Below are 19156 nucleotides of genomic sequence, written 5' to 3' on the forward strand. Positions count from 1 at the left end.
AAGCTCGAGGCGCTGTGCCGCATCGATACCGCCAACGAGCTGGAGTACTACCGCCACGGCGGCATCCTCCACTACGTGCTGCGCAAGATGATCGGCGCGGCCTGATCAGGCCGACATCAAGCACCTTGGAAGCGACAGGCCCCGCCGGGTGACACCGGTGGGGCCTGCTTCATTTCGGCAGCGAGTTTCGGGAGTGTCTTTCGCACCGGGATATGCCTGGATTGCAAAGACTGGACCCTAAATCTAGTCGGGCATGCCCTCTTCGTATTCTGCTGATAAACGCTCAATTTCAATCCAGTTTATGGCCAGCTTGATAAGGGTAATAAGATCATTTATGTCGTGTGCGACCCACTTCTTCAGGTAATGAGTTTCGTCGTTTCCCAGCTATAGTGCACGCCTTGCTACAGACTGGATCCTCGGGTCTGAAATAATTTCACGTACCACATTGCCCGAAAATAGACCATCTATTCTTTCGGACTCTTCTGGCTTTAACGACTTAGCATAATCTTTGATGAGGAATTCAAACGCTTTCCGGTATCCTGGTCCAGCTATTTGGTCTAGTCCATGAGCTCTCGCATCATCTGCCTGTTGATATATTGAGACAAACATCGGGGATAACTCCCGCACTGACTCTGGAATTGAAGCAATTTCGGCTTTCTGGGGCTTTAGCGACTTTAATTCTCTATCCCCTCGCTGACCATAGTAGCCGATAAAGTAGCTCCGGCACCCGCTGTAAGCACATTGGAAAACAACATGTATGTTTCGCCAATCAGGCTCTTCCATAGTTTTTACGAGAATGATCTCGCTGTGGTGATGACATATGGGGCATTTGGTCGGGTATTCAACATGAAAACTGTGGCTATTAACCTGAATGATTCTCTGCACTGTATTTTCCTTAACGTATCACATCGATGAACGCGCTGCGGCCTTTATCGGCATGACCGCTTAGGGTAAGAATCTATCCATCAGCATGGACTAACATTCTCCGTCCGGCCAGAATCGGACCTTCCGCTCATGTGGAAATAACGCCAACCATCAGCCACGCGAGTAGCAAACTTAGGCTGAATGGCTTTGTTGGGCGGCGGCTCAATATGGCGCGTTATCATATATTTCTTGAGCTAACCTCTTAAGCTCTTCAGTGATCCAGGCAAACCGGTCTTGCTTCTTCAGCCACGCCCCGCACGCCGCCATTCGATCGAATCCTGTTACTTTTTTTGCGGTATTTTTTGACTGATAGCTATCATGGGCGGCGTAGTTACGTAGAGATGACAGGTGTTCCAAAGGGTCCTTATATCTATTCTTTTTTACCACAACGATCAAGTAGTGATCATTTGGGACGTACTGCTTAAGAAGCTTGATGAGGCCATCCCGCCCTTTGAAATCAAAATATCCACTCCCAGTTATCAAATACTCACAAAGCTCATCAGTCAAATGAACAGGAAAGTCAATGCCAGTGGTCTGCGATATTGTAGTCGAGTCGTTATTAATGGCACCGGTCAGAGCCTCAAGCATTAGATTTTCAAACTCACGATATAGCCTTATTATGGCGTATTCGTAGCACCATGTTATATGCGCATCGCTGAGATTTGCCTCTGCCTCAGTTACGTAGTCGACCAACTCGTCTGCTTTATCGCGAAATGCTTCAGCAGAACGTCGAATGCTCTTTTTCCTTGGCACATCTCCTCCTTACCAGCCAACGCTTCCATAAACAGCACTTGTTTTCGAACGCCCGGCGGAATAAATTATCGAACTCATGATGTTGTTAGGAAACTTAACCATGAGCACTTGAGTTTCTTTTATGGGCTCAAAACCTCAATTTTTAATCTTTTTCTCTTACTTTCTCTATTACTTGATAAGGAAGGAGGGCTTTGCCTGCATCTTCTATGTAGAAACTCCATTATCACCATGACCTATAAGGTGTACTAGATAACTCCACTACTGGCCCACCAATAAATATAGGAACTCCATACATTTTTTCTAGGAAAGCCTCAAGGCTTCGCTTTGATAACTTCTTGTTCGAGCAAGGGCCAATGATTATCTTGTTTATCAGACTTCTTGGGGCAGGCAATTCAATATATGGAACTATCGAAAACTGACCCTCCCTGAACCTCAGATCATTATCAGGCGCATATTCTAAAATCACCACTATCCGCTTCTCTTTTTCTTCGGAAAATGATGGGTGCTTAAAGTGGGATGCTAACAAGATAATTTCTGTGGCCAACGAGTCAATTACTTTCTCCTTTTCCTTGCTACGCGCCGCGGAAATAAACATAAACCAGTGTTTGTTAAGCAAGTCTTTTAAATCTGATTCTTTCTTTTCTTTATTGTAGACACAGTCTAAAAGATAGACATTATTGAAAATTTTGCATGCCTCTTCATATATGCCATCTGCATCTATGCTTATACAGAACCCATTATTTCCTGGGCAGTAGCCCCGCCATTGACTGAGTAGATCTGTCTCTTCGGTGAAGGAAACAGTAAATATTGAATCAGACTTATAATTATCTAGCGCCTGAATCTTTTTTTCTATCGCCTCAATATATTCAAGATATTTACTGTAGTCAGGATGATGTTGCTCAAACCGGGTTTCTGGCATTATCTTGCGTATCAGATCTAATGCATGCTGAAACTCGTGCTCATCATTTAGATATTTAATATTAGTTGCCCGCAAGGCTTCCGAGCCGACTATACCCATCATTCCATTTTGGTTAGTGTAATGTCCGTATTCTTTTTTTCTCATAATTTTCCGTTTGCATAACAGTGGCTAGGGCTCATGCACTCTAAGAGAGCTGGGACAGTACTTGCTGCTTGCCAAAATGGCCGCTTTGGGTCGACAGCAGCCATTAGGTGTACACGCCATATGCCACTCTGGTGATGAGGTCCATCACCGCCGTTGGGTCATCCACCATGACATCAATCGGCTTGCGCCAGTCCAGTGCCATGGCTTCTGTATTCATCCAGTCCCTGGCGAGTGCTTCATTACCACCGAAAAGCTCAATGGCAGACTCCCATATCTTGTCTGCATCAGCGTTGGATATCTTGCCTTCGGGATGGGAGGGCCCGTTTTTGTCGGGGTGAGGCTGTTTTTGCTGGGGTGTCATCTCTATTCCCTGTCTTCCCTGCGGTGCGTCTCGCGCTGGATTTGTTGTGATCATTGTTGGAGTCAGCCTAGCACAGGATGATTAGCCTGCTTGGGTAGCGTAAGCTTAGGTAACCAACACCGCCCGCCCCGCCATCGACGAGCAGGATGCTGCCATGGACAAGAAGGCCCTCAGCGAACGGGACATCTGCACCAAGTTCATCACCCCGGCGCTGGAACGCGCCGGCTGGGACATCCAGGGGCAGGTGCGTGAGGAGGTCTCCTTCACCGCCGGTCGTATCATCGTGCGCGGGCGGCTGCACACCCGTGGCAAGCGGCGCCGCGCCGACTACCTGCTGAGCTACCACAAGCATCAACCCATCGCGGTGATCGAGGCCAAGGACAACAAGCACGGTCTCGGTGACGGCATTCAGCAGGCGCTGGCCTACAGCGATGCCCTGGACGTGCCCTTCGTGTTCTCAAGCAACGGCGACGGCTTCCTGTTTCACGACCGCACCGGCCTGGGCGGCCAGACCGAGACCGTGCTTGGCCTCGACGACTTCCCTTCCCCGGACGAACTCTGGGAGCGCTACTGCCAGTACAAGGGCATCGGCCCCGCCCAGCGCCCGGTGGTGGAGCAGCCCTACTACGATGACGGCAGCGGCCGCAGCCCGCGCTACTACCAGCGCATCGCCATCAACCGCGCCGTGGAGGCGGTGGCTCGTGGCCAGGACCGCATCCTGCTGGTGATGGCCACCGGCACCGGCAAGACCTACACCGCCTTCCAGATCATCTGGCGGCTGTGGAAGGCCAGACAGAAGAAGCGGATCCTGTTCCTGGCCGACCGCAACATCCTGGTCGACCAGACCAAGAACAACGACTTCAAGCCGTTCGGCCAGGCGATGACCAAGGTCACCAACCGCACGGTGGACAAGTCCTACGAGATCTACCTCTCGCTCTACCAGGCGGTCACCGGCAGCGAGGAGGAGAAGAACATCTACAAGCAGTTCTCGCCGGACTTCTTCGACCTGGTGGTGATCGACGAATGCCACCGCGGCAGCGCGGCGGTGGACTCCGCCTGGCGCGCGATCCTCGACTATTTCTCCTCGGCCACTCATATCGGCCTGACCGCCACGCCCAAGGAGACCAGGGAGGTCTCCAACATCGATTACTTCGGAGAGCCGGTCTACACCTACTCGCTCAGGCAGGGCATCGAGGATGGCTTCCTCGCCCCCTACAAGGTGGTGCGGGTGGACATCGACCGCGACCTGCAGGGCTGGCGGCCCAGCAAGGGCCAGGTGGACAAGCTTGGCCAGGAGATCGAGGACCGGATCTACAACCAGAAGGACTTCGACCGCCAACTGGTGCTGGAGCCACGCACCGAGCTGGTAGCCCGCAAGGTCACCGAGTTCCTGGAGAGCACCGACCCCTACCAGAAGACCATCGTCTTCTGCGAGGACATCGATCACGCCGAGCGCATGCGCCAGGCGCTGATCAACCTCAACCCGCAGCGCATGGCAGAGAACCGCAAGTACGTGATGCGCATCACCGGCGACGAGGCCGAGGGCAAGGCCGAGCTCGACAACTTCATCGACCCCGAGTCGCGCTACCCGGTGATCGCCACCACCAGCAAGCTGATGACCACCGGTGTCGACGCCCAGACCTGCAAGCTGATCGTGCTCGACCAACGCATCCAGTCGATGACCGAATTCAAGCAGATCATTGGCCGCGGCACTCGCATCAACGACGACTACCACAAGCACTGGTTCACCATTCTCGACTTCAAGAAGGCCACCGAGCTGTTCGCCGACCCCGACTTCGACGGCGACCCGGTGAAGGTCTACCAGCCGAAGGGTGACGATCCCATTGCCCCGGACGACGAGCTGGCCGAGGACGACATCGCCCCCGGCGACAGCGCCGAGGGGCTCGGCGAGACGGAAGGCGTCGAGGAGGAGGGAACCGACTACGCCCCGGAGGAGGGCGCCACCTGGCAGAGCGACGACAGCGGCGCCCTGGGCCCGCTGGAAGAGCCACCCGAGCCCAGGCGCAAGTACGTGGTCGATGACGTCACGGTCAGCGTGGTGGCCGAGCGGGTGCAGTACCTGGGGCCGGACGGCAAGCTGATCACCGAGAGCCTGCGCGACTACACCCGCAAGAAGGTGAAGGAGCAGTTCGCCTCGCTGGATGACTTCCTGCGCCGTTGGCACGACGCCGAGCGCAAGCAGGCGATCCTGGAGGAGTTGGAGGAGAACGGCGTCTTCTGGGACGACCTGATCAAGGAACTGGGCGACCGCCTCGGTGACGAACCCGACCCCTTCGACGTGATCTGCCATATCGCCTTCGACCGCCCCGCCCTCACCCGTCGCGAGCGCGCCGAGCGGGTCAAGAAACGCGATATCTTCACCCGCTACGAGGGGCAGGCCCGCCAGGTGCTGGAGTCGCTGGTCGACAAGTATGCTGATACAGGCATCGAGCCCATCGAGGATATCAACGTCCTCACTGTCACGCCGTTCAGCGAGATCGGAACCGTATCGGAGCTGGTCAGGGCCTTCGGCGGGAAGCCCGCTTACAACCGCGCCCTGCATGAACTGGAACACGCGCTCTACCAACCTGCCGGCTGATCGGTATCCTGTCAGCATTTTCCATCGCATAAAACGACACTATCCACAGGCGGGTGCCGCACACCCCCTGTGGATGAGCTCGCCTCCGTTGAGAACACCAAGGAAACAACGCGCCCATGAGCATTTCCACCACCATCAAGTCCATACAGGACATCATGCGCAAGGACGTCGGCGTCGACGGCGACGCCCAGCGTATCGGTCAGCTGGTCTGGATGCTGTTCCTGAAGATCTTCGATGACCGTGAGCAGGAGTGGGAAATTCTCAACGACGACTATCGCTCGCCGATCCCCGAGCCGCTGCGCTGGCGGCACTGGGCTGCCGACCCCGAGGGCATGACCGGCGACGAGCTCAAGGAGTTCGTCGACACCATGCTGTTCCCCGGCCTGCAGCAGCTGCAGGCCCGCGGCGACGACACCCGCGCCGTGGTGATCCGCAACGTCTTCGAAGACGCCTACAACTACATGAAGTCCGGCCAGCTGATGCGCCAGGTCATCAACCGGCTGCAGGCCGGCATCGATTTCAACACCCAGGACGACCGCCACCAGCTCGGCGACATGTACGAGCAGATCCTCAAGGACCTGCAGAGCGCAGGCAACGCCGGGGAGTTCTACACCCCGCGTGCGGTCACCGAGTTCATGGTCAACCGGGTGGACCCGAAGCTCGACGAGGTGGTGATGGACCCGGCCTGCGGCACCGGCGGCTTTCTCACCTGCACCATCGAGCACAAGCGCAGCCGCTACGTGAAGACGCCGGAGGACGAGCAGACCCTTCAGGCCAGCCTGCGCGGCATCGAGAAGAAGCCGCTGCCCCACCTGCTGGCCACCACCAACCTGATCCTCCACGGCATCGAGGTGCCGGAGCAGATCCGCCACGACAACGCCCTGGCCCGCCCGCTGATCAGCTGGGGGCCCAAGGAGCGAGTCGACGTGATCGTCGCCAACCCGCCCTTCGGTGGCATGGAGGAGGATGGCATCGAGACCAACTTCCCCCAGGCCTTCCGCACCCGCGAGACCGCCGACCTCTTCATGACGCTGTTCATCCAGCTGTTGAAGGACGGTGGCCGCGCCGCCGTGGTACTGCCGGACGGCTTCCTGTTCGGCGAGGGCATGAAGACCCGCCTCAAGGAGAAGCTGCTCAGCGAGTGCAACCTGCACACTATCGTTCGCCTGCCCAACGGGGTGTTCAATCCCTACACCGGCATCAAGACCAATCTGCTCTTCTTCACCAAGGGCCGGTCCACCGAGCAGGTCTGGTACTACGAGCACCCCTACCCCGAGGGGGCAAAGAGCTACAGCAAGACAAAGCCAATGCGCTTTGCGGAGTTCGCCACCGAGATCGACTGGTGGGGTGACGAGAGCGACGGCTTCGCCGGCCGGGTGGAGACCGAGCAGGCCTGGCAGGTCGGCATCGAGGAGATCCAGGCGCGGAACTACAACCTGGATATCAAGAACCCCCACCAGGGAGAGCAGGTCAGTCATGATCCCGACGAGCTGCTGGAGACCTACGCCCGCCAGCAGGCCGAGATCCAGGAACTGCGCGACCAGCTCAAGCAGATCCTTGGCGATGCGCTGAGCCATGCCAGCCAGGATGCAACCTCGGGCCACACGACCGAGGAAAGTGCCACTATCGCGAGTAGCGAAACGCAGGAGGACGAGGCGTGAGTGCTCGCGAATTGATCACCGACCACCTCGACCTCTGGACCGGTGCGGTCACCCAGAAGCGCAGCAGCGGCCGTGGCACCAATGGAAAGATTGAGCTCACTGGCATCAAGAAGCTGCGCGAGCTTATCCTGGAGCTCGCCGTACGCGGCAAGCTGGTGGAGCAGGACCCCGATGACGAGCCCGCCAGCGTGCTGCTGGAGCGCATCGCCGACGAGAAGGCCTGGCTGGTCAAGGAAGGGAAGATCAAGAAGCCGAAGAAGCTGCCGGAGATTGCAGAAGAAGAGATGTACTTTGAGCTTCCCTCGGGCTGGCAGTGGGAGCGGTTAGATCATTTGTTTGCCATCGTAACTGATGGTGACCACCAAGCCCCACCAAAATCAGAGGCCGGAATTCCTTTTTTAGTAATCAGCAACATCAATAAAGGATACTTGGACTTTTCTGAGTGCAGGAGAGTGCCAGACAACTATTACGATCAATTAGACTGGACAAAAAAACCAAAAAAGGGAGACATTCTTTACACAGTTACTGGGTCATATGGCATCCCAGTCAAGGTTAATGAAAATTTAGGATTTTGCGTTCAGCGACATGTCGCCATCTTAAAGGCCTCCCCTTCAACACCAACACCCTTTTTAAAAGTTGTTCTAAGTAGTCCTTATGCAAAAAGAATCGCTGATTCCATAGCCACTGGCATTGCTCAAAAAACAGTTCCACTCACAGGCCTTAGAAAGCTCACATTTGCACTTCCCCCTGTGGAAGAGCAACACCGTATCGTCGATAAAGTTGACGAACTGATGGCCCTCTGCGACCGGCTGGAGCAGCAGGTCGGCGACCAGTTGGAAGCCCATGAGGTGCTGGTCGATACCCTCCTCGATGCCCTGACCCGCTCCACCGACGCCGCGGAAGTGGCCGAGAGCTGGGCCCGCATCGCCGAGCATTTCGATACCCTTTTCACCACCGAAGCCAGCATCGACAAACTCAAGCAAGCCATTCTTCAGCTGGCGGTGATGGGGCAGCTGGTGGAACAGGATCCCGACGATGAGCCGGCCAGTGAGCTGCTGGAGCGTATCGCCGAGGAGAAGGCGCGGCTGGTCAAGCAAGGGAAGTTAAAGAAGCCGAAAGCAATTTCGGCTCCACAGGCAGAGGATATACCCTTCCAGGTTCCAAACAATTGGAAGTGGTGCAGGTTAGAATGTCTTGCGCTTCATTCAGCTTCAGGTTGGAGCCCTCAATGTAACAACACTCCAAGGATTGGAGATGAGTGGGGCGTATTGAAGGTCAGTGCTGTCTCCTGGGGATCATTCAATTCCGATGAAAACAAAGCGCTTCCCGCCAGTTTGATGCCTCGTCCTGAGCTCGAAGTCAAGCCCAATGACTTCTTGATCTCCAGAGCGAACACAGCCGAGCTTGTTGCCCGCTCCGCCGTTGTTCCAGAGGATGTGCCAAAAAATCTTATGATGAGCGACAAGATTGTCAGATTCGTTTTCTCTGACCGGGTGAATGCTTTTTACATAAATCTCTTCAACAACAGTAAGATTTCACGTGATTACTACTCTCGCGTTGCTGGTGGTACCAGCAGTTCGATGAAAAATGTTTCAAGGAAACAGGTTCAAGACCTTCTGGTCCCTCTTCCTCCAGAAAAAGAGCAACAACGTATCGTCGAAAAAGTAGATGATTTGATGGCCCTCTGTGATCACCTCAAGACCCGCCTTAACGAGGCCGGTGAGACCCGCACTCAGCTGGCCGAGGCAGTGGTCGAGCAGGCGGTATCCTAAGCGATGTCGACCACAGCTGGGAGGCCTGAAGTGCGATACAACAAACCCTGGCTCAGCTACCGCGACCAGCTGGAAACGCTCAAGGCCCGAGGGCTGATCGTTACCGACGATGAGAAAGCCCTCGACTACCTGCAGCGCATCGGCTACTACCGGCTGAGCGGCTACTGGTTTCCCTTTCGCCAGCGGAGTGAGCCCTGCTGTGTCTGGCCCCGCCGACGAACGGGAAAGAAGGCCAGGAATGGCCGTGTAGAACGTATCGCACTGGATGACTTCACCACTGGCGCCACCTTCAAAGATGCCGTCGCACTCTATGTCTTCGACAAGCAGCTGCGCCTGCTGGTGATGGACGCCCTGGAGAGAATCGAGGTGGCATTCCGGGTCGACATCTCCCATACCCTCGGGGAGTACGGCCCTTTCGCCTACCTCGACCCTGACCAGCTCTTCGAGGCCTTCGCTCGGGAGATCAACCAGAAGACGGGCATTACCGACCACCATTCCTGGTTGCAGAAGCAGGCACTGATGATCAACCGCTCCAAGGAGGAGTTCATTCGTCACAACAAGGAGAAGTACGGGCTGCCTTTACCCATCTGGATCGCCTGCGAGGTCTGGGACTTCGGCACGCTCTCCACGCTCTATGATGGGATGCGCCAGGACGAACAGGACCGGATTTCCGCCCGCTACGGCATCCGTGATGGGCGAGTCCTCGCCTCATGGTTGCGCAGCCTCAACTACCTCCGTAACGTCTGCGCCCACCATAGCCGGCTGTGGAACCGCAACATGGTGGATCAGCCAAGGAAGCCGGATAGCGGGGAAGCTCCCCTCTTCGAGAGTGCCTGGCAGCCAGGCCGTGAGCACGTACTGGCACGTGTCTTCGTCCTGCTGTGCGTGATCCAGCACCTGCTGACCACCATCAACCCCAGCTCTAGCTGGTGGCAACGTCTGAAGAACTTGCTGCAAGCGTTTCCTGACCTTGCCCATGTCGGGCTCGATCTGCATGGCATGGGCGTTATCGAAGGATGGGAGCAGTGGGAATGGCCATAGCAGCCAACGAGCGGGCATTAAAAAACCCCTCAGCAGCTTCACCGCAGAGCGGATCCACCGATCGGGGCCGTGTTGAGGCGTATTATAGAGAGCACCCTAGGCGATAGCAAAGAGCTAAATATGGCGTTTTGGAATAAAAATATCTGATCAATATATCCGTACAGCAGGTCATCTGGAAGCTCGCCTAGGGTGTCTGCCCCCAGTCATAAGTGTGCTTCCTGCCTCACTTCTCAGGATCTTCGATGTACTCGAAGAGCTCTCCCACCTCACAACTGAAGTAGCGGCATAGCTCGTCGACGACCTCGAGCTCTACGCGACTGGCTGTCTCGTGGTAGAGCCTCGTGATGGTGCCTCTGTTGATGCCGGTGTCGCGAGCCAGGTCGGTGATCTTCAGCTTTCGCTCGCCAAGCAGGCGTGATAGGTGGCACTTGATCATTACGATCTTCTCCGAAAACAAAATGATCTACTGAAGAGCAAAAAGGCTTGCAAAAGGTCTCTGCCGGGCTATATTGGTCTACAGGAGATCACAAAGCGCTTTTGAAGTGCCTTTGGATCCCCTGGGAACCATACCACATGGAGAGACCAAGATGGCTCATTGCTACCTGACCACGGCCGAGCTGGCCGAGCGCATCAAGTACGACGCCCGCACCATCCGCGAGCGCCTCAAGGACCGGGTGCTGCTGGAGGGCATCCACTACATCCGCCCGTTCGGGGGACGCAAGATCCTCTACCTTTGGGAGCCGATCGAGCGCGACATGAAGTTGCACTCCGCCGAGGAGAGCCTGGGCGTGCCGATGGCGCGGGGAGGGGTCTGCCATGGGTAAGATCGTTGCCAGGAAGGAAACCGGGAAGCTGTGCTTCGACTTCCGCTATCTCGGCAAGCGCTGCCGCGAGCAGACGACGCTGGATGACACGCCGGCCAACCGTCGCAAGCTGATGAAGATCATGGAGAAGATCGAGGCCGAGATCACCCTGGATAGCTTCGACTACGGCCGCTACTTCCCCAACAGCCCGCGGGCCGAAACGCTCAGCAAGCGTGCGCTGAAGCGGCAGGGAGGGTATCGGGAGACGCCGTTGCTCGGCGAGTTCGCCGAGACCTGGTTCGCCGAGAAGGAGATCGAGTGGCGCAACTCGCAGATCAGGACGGTGCGCAGCAGCCTCGATCGCCACATCCTGCCCCAGCTGGGGGAGAAGGAGGTCGGCAGCATCACCCGAGCAGACATTCTTGAGTTCCGGTCATCTCTCGCCAAAGTGACTTCCCGGAGCGGCAAGAAGCTGTCTGCCAGCCGTTTGAACCACATCATGACGCCTCTGCGCATGATGCTGAATGAAGCCGCCGACCGCTTCGAGTTTAGCTCACCGTATCGGGGGATTAAATCGCTGCGGGTGCCGCGTACCGACGTCCAGCCGTTCACCCTCGAGGAGGTGTGGCGGATCATCGACAACGTGCGTCCCGACTTCCGCAACTACTACACCGTGCGCTTCTTCACCGGCATGCGCACTGGCGAGATCGATGGCCTGCCCTGGGCCAACGTCGATTTCTCCCGCCGCCAGATCCTGGTCAAGGAGTCGCTGGTACATGGCGAGGTGGTGGCCACCAAGACCGATGGCTCGAGCCGTGCCATCGACATGTCGGAGCCGGTCTACCAGGCGCTGAGGGCGCAACAGCAAGTGACCGGCGACCAGCGGCTGGTGTTCTGCAACCGGGTGGGCAACGCGCTCGACCACCAGAACGTCACCAAGCGCATCTGGTACCCGCTGCTCGATGCGCTGGAGCTGAGTCGTCGGCGGCCCTACCAGACCCGCCACACGGCCGCCACGCTGTGGCTGGCGGCGGGCGAGAACCCCGAGTGGATCGCCCGTCAGATGGGGCACACCACCACCGAGATGCTGTTCCGGGTCTATTCCCGCTACGTGCCCAACCTGACCCGCCAGGACGGCTCCGCCTTCGAGAAGATGCTTCGGCAGCAGGTCCCGCAGTCGTCGCAGGCACCCGAGGATCCCGAAACCGAATGCGTAGTCGCCGAGGAGGTGAGCCATGCCCGCTGATCTTTACGCCATCACGACCGTTCAGGACACCCTGATCACGCAGTCGGCGCGCCGTAACGTCCGAAAGCTAGCCAGTGCCGTCGGGTTGGCCCTCAACATCCAGCCAGGTCGCGGCCTGGTGATGGTCCTCGGCACCGGTAACGAGCGCAACAATCAGGAGGCGCTGGAGACCTGGGTGGCTCAGGCGCTGATCGAGAGGGATCTGCTGCCGACGCGGGAAGCGATTCCGATGCTGCTGCGCGAGCTGGAGTCAACGCTCACTTGCTGGGAGATGCCGTCATGACAAAGGCCAGAACCGAGGGGCGGGTGATGGACCTGTTCGAGAACGCCATGACGGTGGAACGGGTGGAGGTGCTGCCGGTGCCGGTGCCCGAGGCGCAACGCTGCTGGGTGCTGACACTGACCACCCCAGCCCGAAGGCTGCGCGTCTTCCTGCTGGCGGAGTCCGTGACCGTCGAGGGGGTGCCGCGGACGGGGCAGGCCATCCTGGTCACGCTCAGGGGCTACCCCCATGGAGCGGACAGCTGCCACATGCTGGACACCTACCTGATGCTGACAGACTAGTCCGACACGTTGGTGACAGGGGCACACCCTGTCACCGGCGATGTCAGTCAGTTGTCACTGACGTGACACAACGCGACGAGCCCGCCATGACGGAATCTCCAGAACACATAAACGTGCCGCAGGCCGCGGATATCCTGGGCGTCAGCACACGCACGGTGTACCGCTGGCTGCGACAGGGGCGACTGACATCTGTCACTGGTCCCGATGGGCGGCGCGCCATCTGTCGCGACGCTGTCATTGCCATGGCCTGTGCCAAGGCGCGGCAGGTGGCGCGACATGGCAACGATCAGTCACCGCTCCATCAGGAACTGTGCCGACAGCGGATCCTGCTCGAGCAGCTGCAGCACCGACTCGACTGGCAGACCGAGCTGCTCGAGGCGCTGATTCGTCTCTCGCCTGTTGATTCCATCGAGGGGCTGACTCGCAAGCGCGAGATGCTAGAGGCGCTGGAAAGGGGGGCGGATGACCGCCCCGGCTTCAGGTGATGGGCTCCAGTCGGTGGCGCGGACGCGTTGCCCACGCTGGCCCCTAAGGGGTCTGTGCAGAATGCAGCGGCTCCTCGTAGAGGGACCGCAGAACCTCCTTCTTGCGTTCGGACTGTATCACGACCAGGGCGGTGAACAGGGCGAAGCGAACGGCCGTCCAGATACCGAAGTCATGCAGATCCTGACTCGTCTGCTTCTTTTTGGTTGGGGCTTTCTTCGGTTTTCTTGATGGCTTGTTCCAGTCGGCAAGCATGACGTTGGCATTCCCATGAGGGTGCCGGGTGGGCTTTCCATCCTCCTTCACTTTGATCTGAATCGAGCGGTCTGGAACCCTTAAGCATCGGCGCCAGTAGGTTCTGTCATGGCTTTCTGTGGCTGAATCCGCGATCTTTACCGTCAGGCGAAGGTAACGACTGAGTCCAAGTCGCTCGAAGAATGGCATCATGCTCACCAGTGTCTCTTCGCTTCGCACTTTGATCTGGGCGTCTGCACGTTGCATGGCGTTCAGAATCGGCGTGATGGCTGCTAGGCAGTCGTCCGGAGCCTCGTCGTACCAGTCCAAAAGGGCCCGGAAGCAGCGGTTGGCCTCGCGTTGATGAGAGGGTACAAAGGGCGGTGCCACGCACGTGGAGAGTTCCGGCATGGGTTGTTTCTCCAAGGCATGGGCCGATTGAGGGAGTGGCTTACGACGCGCGATGCCGCTGAACCGGGTTTTCCCGCGAGAGGTTTTCAGCGCCATCAGCCGTTGGCCTTTCTCAACCCAACGGGACAGCATCTCGGCAGGCAACTGCAGCCGTCGTGATGCAATGGCCAAGGCGGCCGTCATCGTTTGGCCGTTGGCGGTTTCCAGCTCGATGAAATTGAGCGTGCTGTAGACGGTGGAGGCCGACAGGTGGTGGTGAGGCGACAGCTCTCTTTGGGGGACGTGTGAAGCGGAGTAGCTTAACCACACCAACCCATCGTCACTCGGCTCCAGAAATGGTGTCCACTCCTCGCTCAGGGCTTCACAGAGCCGAGATGCGGTCAGTTCTTCCTGCTCGCCGACCTTCTTACGCCATTTGTGGCGCCATACCGCCACGGCAGTGGCTGAGCGTCCCATCAGACTCTGCTGGAGAGGCGTGCTCAGGAGCGTGTCCTGGGTTGTCCATACCTCATGACGAAGCTGCATTTCGATCAGGTGGGTGTAAGTCGCCAGTGTCTCGTCGGGCGTCAGGTGCCCGGTCCACAGGCCCAGGGCCCAGAGGCGTTTGCGGGTCGCCTCGGGCTGTGGTGCCAACATCGCCAGGGCCGACAGATCTTCGTTCCAACACGGCAAAGCGATTCGACCCTCGTCATCCGTCGCCCATTCCCTGGGCAACAGCGAGCCAGACCCTGATGACGTCATACGCAGCAGCATGAGCGTCACGAAGGAGTGCCGTAGGTGATGGAACCTCAGGGTGGGGTCCCCACTCACGATCCGCATGGCATGGTGAATCGGGCCGAACAATATGTCGTCCTCTATACGCTCGTGGGGGAGGCCCGGCAGGCAGAACACCAGGTGGTGCAGGTTATTCCCGCCCACCTGCTCGGTATGCCGCCTGCCCTTCCACAGCGCGAGCTGCGCTCGCTCCTCCTGGGTGAGCAAGATATGGAGCGGCAGGCGACGCGTGGCGGAGGCGGTCTTCCCGGAGGCATGGACATTGGGTCGCACCAGCAGCTCTGGCTCGGAGATGCTGGGATCCTCGACACCCTGCAGGTCCTTGAGCGTCAGGGTTGCCACTTCCGAACGGCGCAAGCCGCAGCGATAGCCGATAACCAGCACCAACTCCTGCATGAGTCGCAGGCGATCATCCTGGCCGGATGCTCGTATCACGTCCCGTGCTCGAATGAACTCCGCAGGGGTGAGGAGATTGGCGTCGACGCGTCTAGGTCGGCCCTTGCCATGTTCCAGAACGACCGGGGGAACGTCATAGCGGCTCTCGAGATAGCGGTGGAAATCGTGCAAGCGTCCCAGTCGGTCCATCCTGTTGCCATGTCCTCTCGCACGCTGTAGCACGGCTTCGTAGAGCGTCTCCCAGTCCTCCGAGGACCAGTCGCCGAGGCTGGTATGGGTGCAGGCGAGACGGACAAGGTCTTGGGAGACGGTGCTCAAGTACTTCTTGATGGTGCTGATTTCCAGGCGAGGCTTGACCCGGCCGCCATGGGTCAACAGATGCAGTGTCCACCCGGAGACCAGTTGCAGGATGGGGCTCTCACCCTGAACCAGGGTGATGAATTCCTGAAGATTTTCCTTGATCCTTTGTCGGGAAAAGGACGTCGCCCCCTGTGTTGGGCCCAGGCAAGCGTTTAGGTCCACCAGCCGTTTGGCCTGATCGGTATACTGTCGGGACTCTGGCAGGGTCAGAGTCCCTAGAAGGTGGATGTCATCTTCGCTATGTGACGGCTGACGGGCTGAATCTGCCGTGACCCTGTCCAAATCAAAAGGTGCTTCTTTCGTCGTCAGCCGGCGCCATACCGAGGGAGGGAGGGACACCCCAATGCCGTCATGCGAAGCATAGTTGGCCAAGTATGGAGTGAAGGTCAGTTTGGCCGCCGTCCGGGCTGTCTCCAGCAGGAAGGCAACCAGGCCATTGGGCAGGCTCGAGGCCTCAACCAACGACTGGCAGTAACAGCGTAGGCAGCTGTCCACCGAGAGTGGCGTCGGTTCCTGAAGTCCGTCATCCGGCCAGGCCTTTCCATGTTGCTGATAATATCGCAGCAGGAGAAGAGACGAGATGGGACCAGGGAATACTCGGCGATACGCTTTGTGCTTGGTCTTTTCCGACTTCCGGCGACGCTTTTTGGTGTCGCCCTGTGTCTCGTCAGTGTGGTCATGCTCAGCGTTCGGAGGGGCGTCCTCACGCTCCAGTTCATCTTCTATGACCTCCTGGAGCGTCAAATACGGTCGATGACCGTCCATGCCCACTCCCCGGCAGATGGCATCGGGAAGCCGCTCCAGCAGCTTGCGCTGCAGCACGCTGCCTTCGATGATCAAGGCAAACAGCAGGCGGCCTGCCGACCATGCGGGAGTTTCCACGCCACTAGGTGGCCTGATGAGCCCCACCGTCTCATGCAAATCGATGAGGTGGTCCAGCTGCTGGAGACGGATGAAATCGGCGTTGACGGCTACCGGTGACTCACGGGGCACCGTGACGATCGGAGCGGGTACCTCGATCTCCCAGCCGAGCTCGCGACAGCCCCGCTCCAGCCCCCGGACCAGGAAATTATGCCTGTGTCGAAGGGGCTGACCCGACAGCCCGTGAGTCAGCTCGGTAAACAGGCCATCGACCTGCGCGGTGCTGAGACTGACACCGGGCTCGCCATATGCCAGCGCCGGGAAGTGCTTGGCGAGGAGATCGAGACACGCCCGCTGATCGCGGTATCGCTGTCGGGCGCGTTCATGGGCACGTATGGCACCACCTTGATGCGGTTTGGCGCCGGGAGGAGTGAGCGGCCATCCGGTCCAGTATGACGTAATGCTTGTCATGCCAATCCCTCAATCGCTTCCCAGCCCACATCACTCATGAGCATATCCAATGCGAAGGCCACCCTCTTTCGGTATATCGTGGGGGAGAAACTGGAAAACTTGCTCATCGGTTCCTGCCCATGATCCCAGTGGCCCATCACGGCATCCACGCATTCTCCTGACACATTGAGGTCCCTTAGACGCGTACGAAGGTGATGGCGGTTGATATTGAGAGGAGGGGCATCGACTAGTTGGAGGTGTCTGACAAGCGCGCGAGGGCTGACTTGCGTGGGCTCCATGCGTTGATCGAGAAAGAAGAAGGTGCTTTGCCAGTGGGCATCGAGGTATGCAGAGAGCCTTCGACGCATGAACTCGGCATGTGCCGCATAATGGCGAAGTTGTGTCGAGGCAATACCAATGATCGGTACAATGCGTGAATGGCTGCTGCTGTCGTCGACCTTGTCAGAGATAATGATCCAGCCTCGACAGGCATTGATTTCGGTGATGGTGGAGAGTGGATCGCGCACCCCCCGATAACCCGTGGCAAACATCAACATCATTGCCGTGTAGGCGGTATAGGCATTGTGCTGTTGAATCAGTCGATCTCCGGCCCACTCATGCCGATTTCCCTTGAGGGTCGACTTGATGGTGCTCACCATCTGCGAGACATAGCTATCGGTAGGCACGAGCTGGGAGCCGATCCGCTCTGGAGTTGTCGTAATGGCAGTGAGTGACACTTGGCTTGGAAGGACAATCCCCGCCTGACGGTTGATGCGATCCATGGCCTGTTGATAGGCAGCGGCAAGGCCATCTTGTCTGGGGGCGTAATAATACAGTGAGGCTTGTTGACCGAAGGGGGGAAGGACGCCCGTGATCAGACAGGCGTCGGCGATGTCCAGACCACCATGGTTTAGGGTGTTGAATAGGTGGTTTTTAAGACGGTGCAGGGTCAGCCGGGTGCCATGCGTCTTGTTGGTCTTGCTGAGCAGCGTCATGAGAGCGTCGGTAATCATGCGCTGCTGGTCGTTGCTGAACACCCCCACGGAGCGATGTTTGGCACGCCGCGCGGCGCTATTGAGTCGTTTTTGCAGGGTGGGAAGCAGCGCCGGGGGAATGGGCAGGGACAGCCGGTCCACCGTGGGCAGCATGTGGGGAGACCACTGGGGCTGGAACTGACGGCGTTGCTCGGGTGTCAGCACAGCACTCACCCAGGCGCTATCTTTCTGACAGAGGTAGAGGGCGTTCGACTCGATCGTGCCGGGAAGTTGTGATGACTCGCGTACGAGTTTGAACTGAAGGACGCATTCCAGGGAGCGCCCTGTCATCAGCACCAATGCAATGACAGCGCCGAGAACATCACTGTCACGATGCCTTTCTGCGGCCTTCCAGAGCATTCGTATATCGAATTCGTTGAGCTGATCCCAGCGGTGAGGAAGCAGCTGCGCGGCCTTCTGACGATGGGCTGCGGCTGAGCGGGCACGAATCACCGACAAATATGCCGAATCGCCCTGTTGACGTCGAAGGGGGTGACGCTCCTGCTGTAATCGGAGGTGCGCCGCCTCCTCGCTTTGTGCAATACCGAGTGAACGAACGACATTGAAGCGATCTTTTCCCTCTGCATCCAGCAAGTTAAGAGAGGCGAGTTCTCGGACCGCATCAGGCGTGACATGGGCACTGGGGTCATCATCAATATGTTCGACAGTGACCAGGACATCCAGTCTTGCCTCAGCGGTTCGGTCGCTACGTGTTGTGTTGCGTGGATTACGCATCGCCAGAGCGTAGGATATAAAGCGTTCCAAATTGCTGATATAGCCAATACTATGGCGATCATATATGTGGATTTTTTCAGCCAAAAACTGACTGAGCTGCTGACGCACCTTCCAGGAGGGCGCGTCATCGAGCTCGAAGTACTCCAGAGCCTTCCCAGATAATTTACGAACTGCCAGGCAGGCCCGTTCGAGGCTGCCTGCATATTCATTATAACGACGTTCAGCTTCCAGGTCATCGGTCGAGAGGAATTGATCGAGTCGGTTTCGCCACAGGAGCGCCATGTGGATAATATGGGCCAAGAGGGTCAGACGCGTGACGTCATGGCCGTGTTTGGCGATCTGCCACAGTGCGGCCTGGATAGGGTGGCTCCCATAGATGCCCTTGGAACCTTTCGGCTCAGTATGCTGGTAGAGGGCTTTGATAACCCCTGGGTCCTCGTTTACTTTGGTGATAATGGAGTTGACGACATCAGTTGGCCAGACATAGTGGTCGATAGCGTTAAGGGTTTGAATGGCTGACAAGAGGTCATGTTGGAAGACGTCGATTCCAAACCAGTCATAGCGAGGCTGTATAGCTTCATGCAGTAATGAAAGTTCAGGAGTGCTGAATGGGCTCATCCTTGATTCTCCA

Annotated in this window: 16 protein-coding genes; 9 read left to right on the forward strand and 7 right to left on the reverse strand. The window is 57.7% G+C overall.

Features of this window, described 5'->3' with window-relative positions:
- Positions 1–384: 384 nt before the first annotated feature.
- The 4 genes from DFP85_RS12290 to DFP85_RS12305 all read right to left on the reverse strand — a co-directional run bounded on the left by DFP85_RS12290 (position 385) and on the right by DFP85_RS12305 (position 3101).
- Positions 385–885: a hypothetical protein gene (locus DFP85_RS12290; RefSeq protein WP_133636560.1), complete on the reverse strand. Its 501-nt coding sequence runs from the start codon at positions 883–885 to the stop codon at positions 385–387.
- Between the two features lie 201 nt (positions 886–1086).
- Positions 1087–1677, reverse strand: a complete 591-nt coding sequence (locus DFP85_RS12295) for a hypothetical protein (RefSeq protein ID WP_133636561.1) — start codon at positions 1675–1677, stop codon at positions 1087–1089.
- A gap of 223 nt (positions 1678–1900) precedes the next feature.
- Positions 1901–2740, reverse strand: coding sequence for a DUF2971 domain-containing protein (locus tag DFP85_RS12300; protein ID WP_133636562.1), 840 nt, complete (start codon positions 2738–2740; stop codon positions 1901–1903).
- A gap of 103 nt (positions 2741–2843) precedes the next feature.
- The gene (locus DFP85_RS12305) at positions 2844–3101 is read right to left on the reverse strand and encodes an antitoxin Xre/MbcA/ParS toxin-binding domain-containing protein (RefSeq protein WP_166644640.1); all 258 of its coding nucleotides are present in this window, start codon (positions 3099–3101) and stop codon (positions 2844–2846) included.
- A 154-nt stretch (positions 3102–3255) separates the two neighbouring features.
- Here DFP85_RS12305 and hsdR point away from each other — a divergent pair, with 154 nt between their 5' ends.
- From hsdR to DFP85_RS12325, 4 genes are all read left to right on the forward strand, one after another.
- Entirely contained in the window at positions 3256–5700 is a 2445-nt protein-coding gene (gene hsdR / locus DFP85_RS12310) for an EcoAI/FtnUII family type I restriction enzme subunit R (RefSeq protein ID WP_133636564.1), read from the forward strand.
- Between the two features lie 116 nt (positions 5701–5816).
- Positions 5817–7361 carry a type I restriction-modification system subunit M gene (locus tag DFP85_RS12315; protein WP_133636565.1) on the forward strand — a complete coding sequence of 515 codons (1545 nt, stop codon included), beginning with the start codon at positions 5817–5819 and terminating at the stop codon, positions 7359–7361.
- The gene (locus DFP85_RS12320; protein ID WP_133636566.1) at positions 7358–9133 is read left to right on the forward strand and encodes a restriction endonuclease subunit S; all 1776 of its coding nucleotides are present in this window, start codon (positions 7358–7360) and stop codon (positions 9131–9133) included. Before DFP85_RS12315 ends, DFP85_RS12320 begins: the two co-directional genes overlap by 4 nt.
- A gap of 30 nt (positions 9134–9163) precedes the next feature.
- A complete protein-coding gene (locus DFP85_RS12325; RefSeq protein WP_243737293.1) occupies positions 9164–10174 on the forward strand; it encodes an Abi family protein in 1011 nt (336 codons plus the stop codon).
- Positions 10175–10397: 223 nt separating this feature from the next.
- Here DFP85_RS12325 and DFP85_RS12330 read toward each other — a convergent pair whose 3' ends face one another.
- The gene (locus tag DFP85_RS12330) at positions 10398–10610 is read right to left on the reverse strand and encodes a helix-turn-helix domain-containing protein (protein WP_133636568.1); all 213 of its coding nucleotides are present in this window, start codon (positions 10608–10610) and stop codon (positions 10398–10400) included.
- A gap of 151 nt (positions 10611–10761) precedes the next feature.
- Between DFP85_RS12330 and DFP85_RS12335 the strand changes: the two genes are divergently transcribed.
- From DFP85_RS12335 to DFP85_RS12355, 5 genes are all read left to right on the forward strand, one after another.
- A complete protein-coding gene (locus DFP85_RS12335) occupies positions 10762–10998 on the forward strand; it encodes a hypothetical protein (RefSeq protein ID WP_133636569.1) in 237 nt (78 codons plus the stop codon).
- On the forward strand, positions 10991–12223 hold the full coding sequence (locus DFP85_RS12340) for a site-specific integrase (protein ID WP_133636570.1): 1233 nt from the start codon (positions 10991–10993) through the stop codon (positions 12221–12223). Before DFP85_RS12335 ends, DFP85_RS12340 begins: the two co-directional genes overlap by 8 nt.
- On the forward strand, positions 12213–12506 hold the full coding sequence (locus DFP85_RS12345) for a hypothetical protein (protein ID WP_133636571.1): 294 nt from the start codon (positions 12213–12215) through the stop codon (positions 12504–12506). The genes DFP85_RS12340 and DFP85_RS12345 overlap by 11 nt, the downstream gene beginning before the upstream one ends.
- Complete coding sequence (locus tag DFP85_RS12350) at positions 12503–12787, forward strand: hypothetical protein (RefSeq protein WP_133636572.1); 285 nt, start codon at positions 12503–12505, stop codon at positions 12785–12787. The genes DFP85_RS12345 and DFP85_RS12350 overlap by 4 nt, the downstream gene beginning before the upstream one ends.
- Positions 12788–12873: 86 nt before the next feature.
- Complete coding sequence (locus DFP85_RS12355; RefSeq protein ID WP_133636573.1) at positions 12874–13272, forward strand: helix-turn-helix domain-containing protein; 399 nt, start codon at positions 12874–12876, stop codon at positions 13270–13272.
- A gap of 43 nt (positions 13273–13315) precedes the next feature.
- On the opposite strand, the gene DFP85_RS12360 is transcribed toward DFP85_RS12355, so the two are convergent.
- Positions 13316–16777 carry a site-specific integrase gene (locus DFP85_RS12360; protein ID WP_133636574.1) on the reverse strand — a complete coding sequence of 1154 codons (3462 nt, stop codon included), beginning with the start codon at positions 16775–16777 and terminating at the stop codon, positions 13316–13318.
- A complete protein-coding gene (locus DFP85_RS12365; RefSeq protein WP_133636575.1) occupies positions 16774–19143 on the reverse strand; it encodes a hypothetical protein in 2370 nt (789 codons plus the stop codon). The genes DFP85_RS12360 and DFP85_RS12365 overlap by 4 nt, the downstream gene beginning before the upstream one ends.
- Positions 19144–19156 lie beyond the last annotated feature (13 nt).

This window comes from Halomonas ventosae (assembly GCF_004363555.1).
GTDB classification, from domain to species: Bacteria; Pseudomonadota; Gammaproteobacteria; order Pseudomonadales; family Halomonadaceae; genus Halomonas; species Halomonas ventosae.

What these genes read in the sequence shown, in the direction of transcription:
- DFP85_RS12365 (WP_133636575.1), bottom strand. Translation starts at nt 19,143, where the DNA reads ATGAGCCCATTCAGCACTCCTGAACTTTCATTACTGCATGAAGCTATA.
- hsdR (WP_133636564.1), top strand. Translation starts at nt 3,256, where the DNA reads ATGGACAAGAAGGCCCTCAGCGAACGGGACATCTGCACCAAGTTCATC.
- DFP85_RS12340 (WP_133636570.1), top strand. Translation starts at nt 10,991, where the DNA reads ATGGGTAAGATCGTTGCCAGGAAGGAAACCGGGAAGCTGTGCTTCGAC.
- DFP85_RS12345 (WP_133636571.1), top strand. Translation starts at nt 12,213, where the DNA reads ATGCCCGCTGATCTTTACGCCATCACGACCGTTCAGGACACCCTGATC.
- DFP85_RS12300 (WP_133636562.1), bottom strand. Translation starts at nt 2,740, where the DNA reads ATGAGAAAAAAAGAATACGGACATTACACTAACCAAAATGGAATGATG.
- DFP85_RS12335 (WP_133636569.1), top strand. Translation starts at nt 10,762, where the DNA reads ATGGCTCATTGCTACCTGACCACGGCCGAGCTGGCCGAGCGCATCAAG.
- DFP85_RS12350 (WP_133636572.1), top strand. Translation starts at nt 12,503, where the DNA reads ATGACAAAGGCCAGAACCGAGGGGCGGGTGATGGACCTGTTCGAGAAC.
- DFP85_RS12355 (WP_133636573.1), top strand. Translation starts at nt 12,874, where the DNA reads ATGACGGAATCTCCAGAACACATAAACGTGCCGCAGGCCGCGGATATC.
- DFP85_RS12360 (WP_133636574.1), bottom strand. Translation starts at nt 16,777, where the DNA reads ATGACAAGCATTACGTCATACTGGACCGGATGGCCGCTCACTCCTCCC.
- DFP85_RS12315 (WP_133636565.1), top strand. Translation starts at nt 5,817, where the DNA reads ATGAGCATTTCCACCACCATCAAGTCCATACAGGACATCATGCGCAAG.
- DFP85_RS12330 (WP_133636568.1), bottom strand. Translation starts at nt 10,610, where the DNA reads ATGATCAAGTGCCACCTATCACGCCTGCTTGGCGAGCGAAAGCTGAAG.
- DFP85_RS12305 (WP_166644640.1), bottom strand. Translation starts at nt 3,101, where the DNA reads ATGACACCCCAGCAAAAACAGCCTCACCCCGACAAAAACGGGCCCTCC.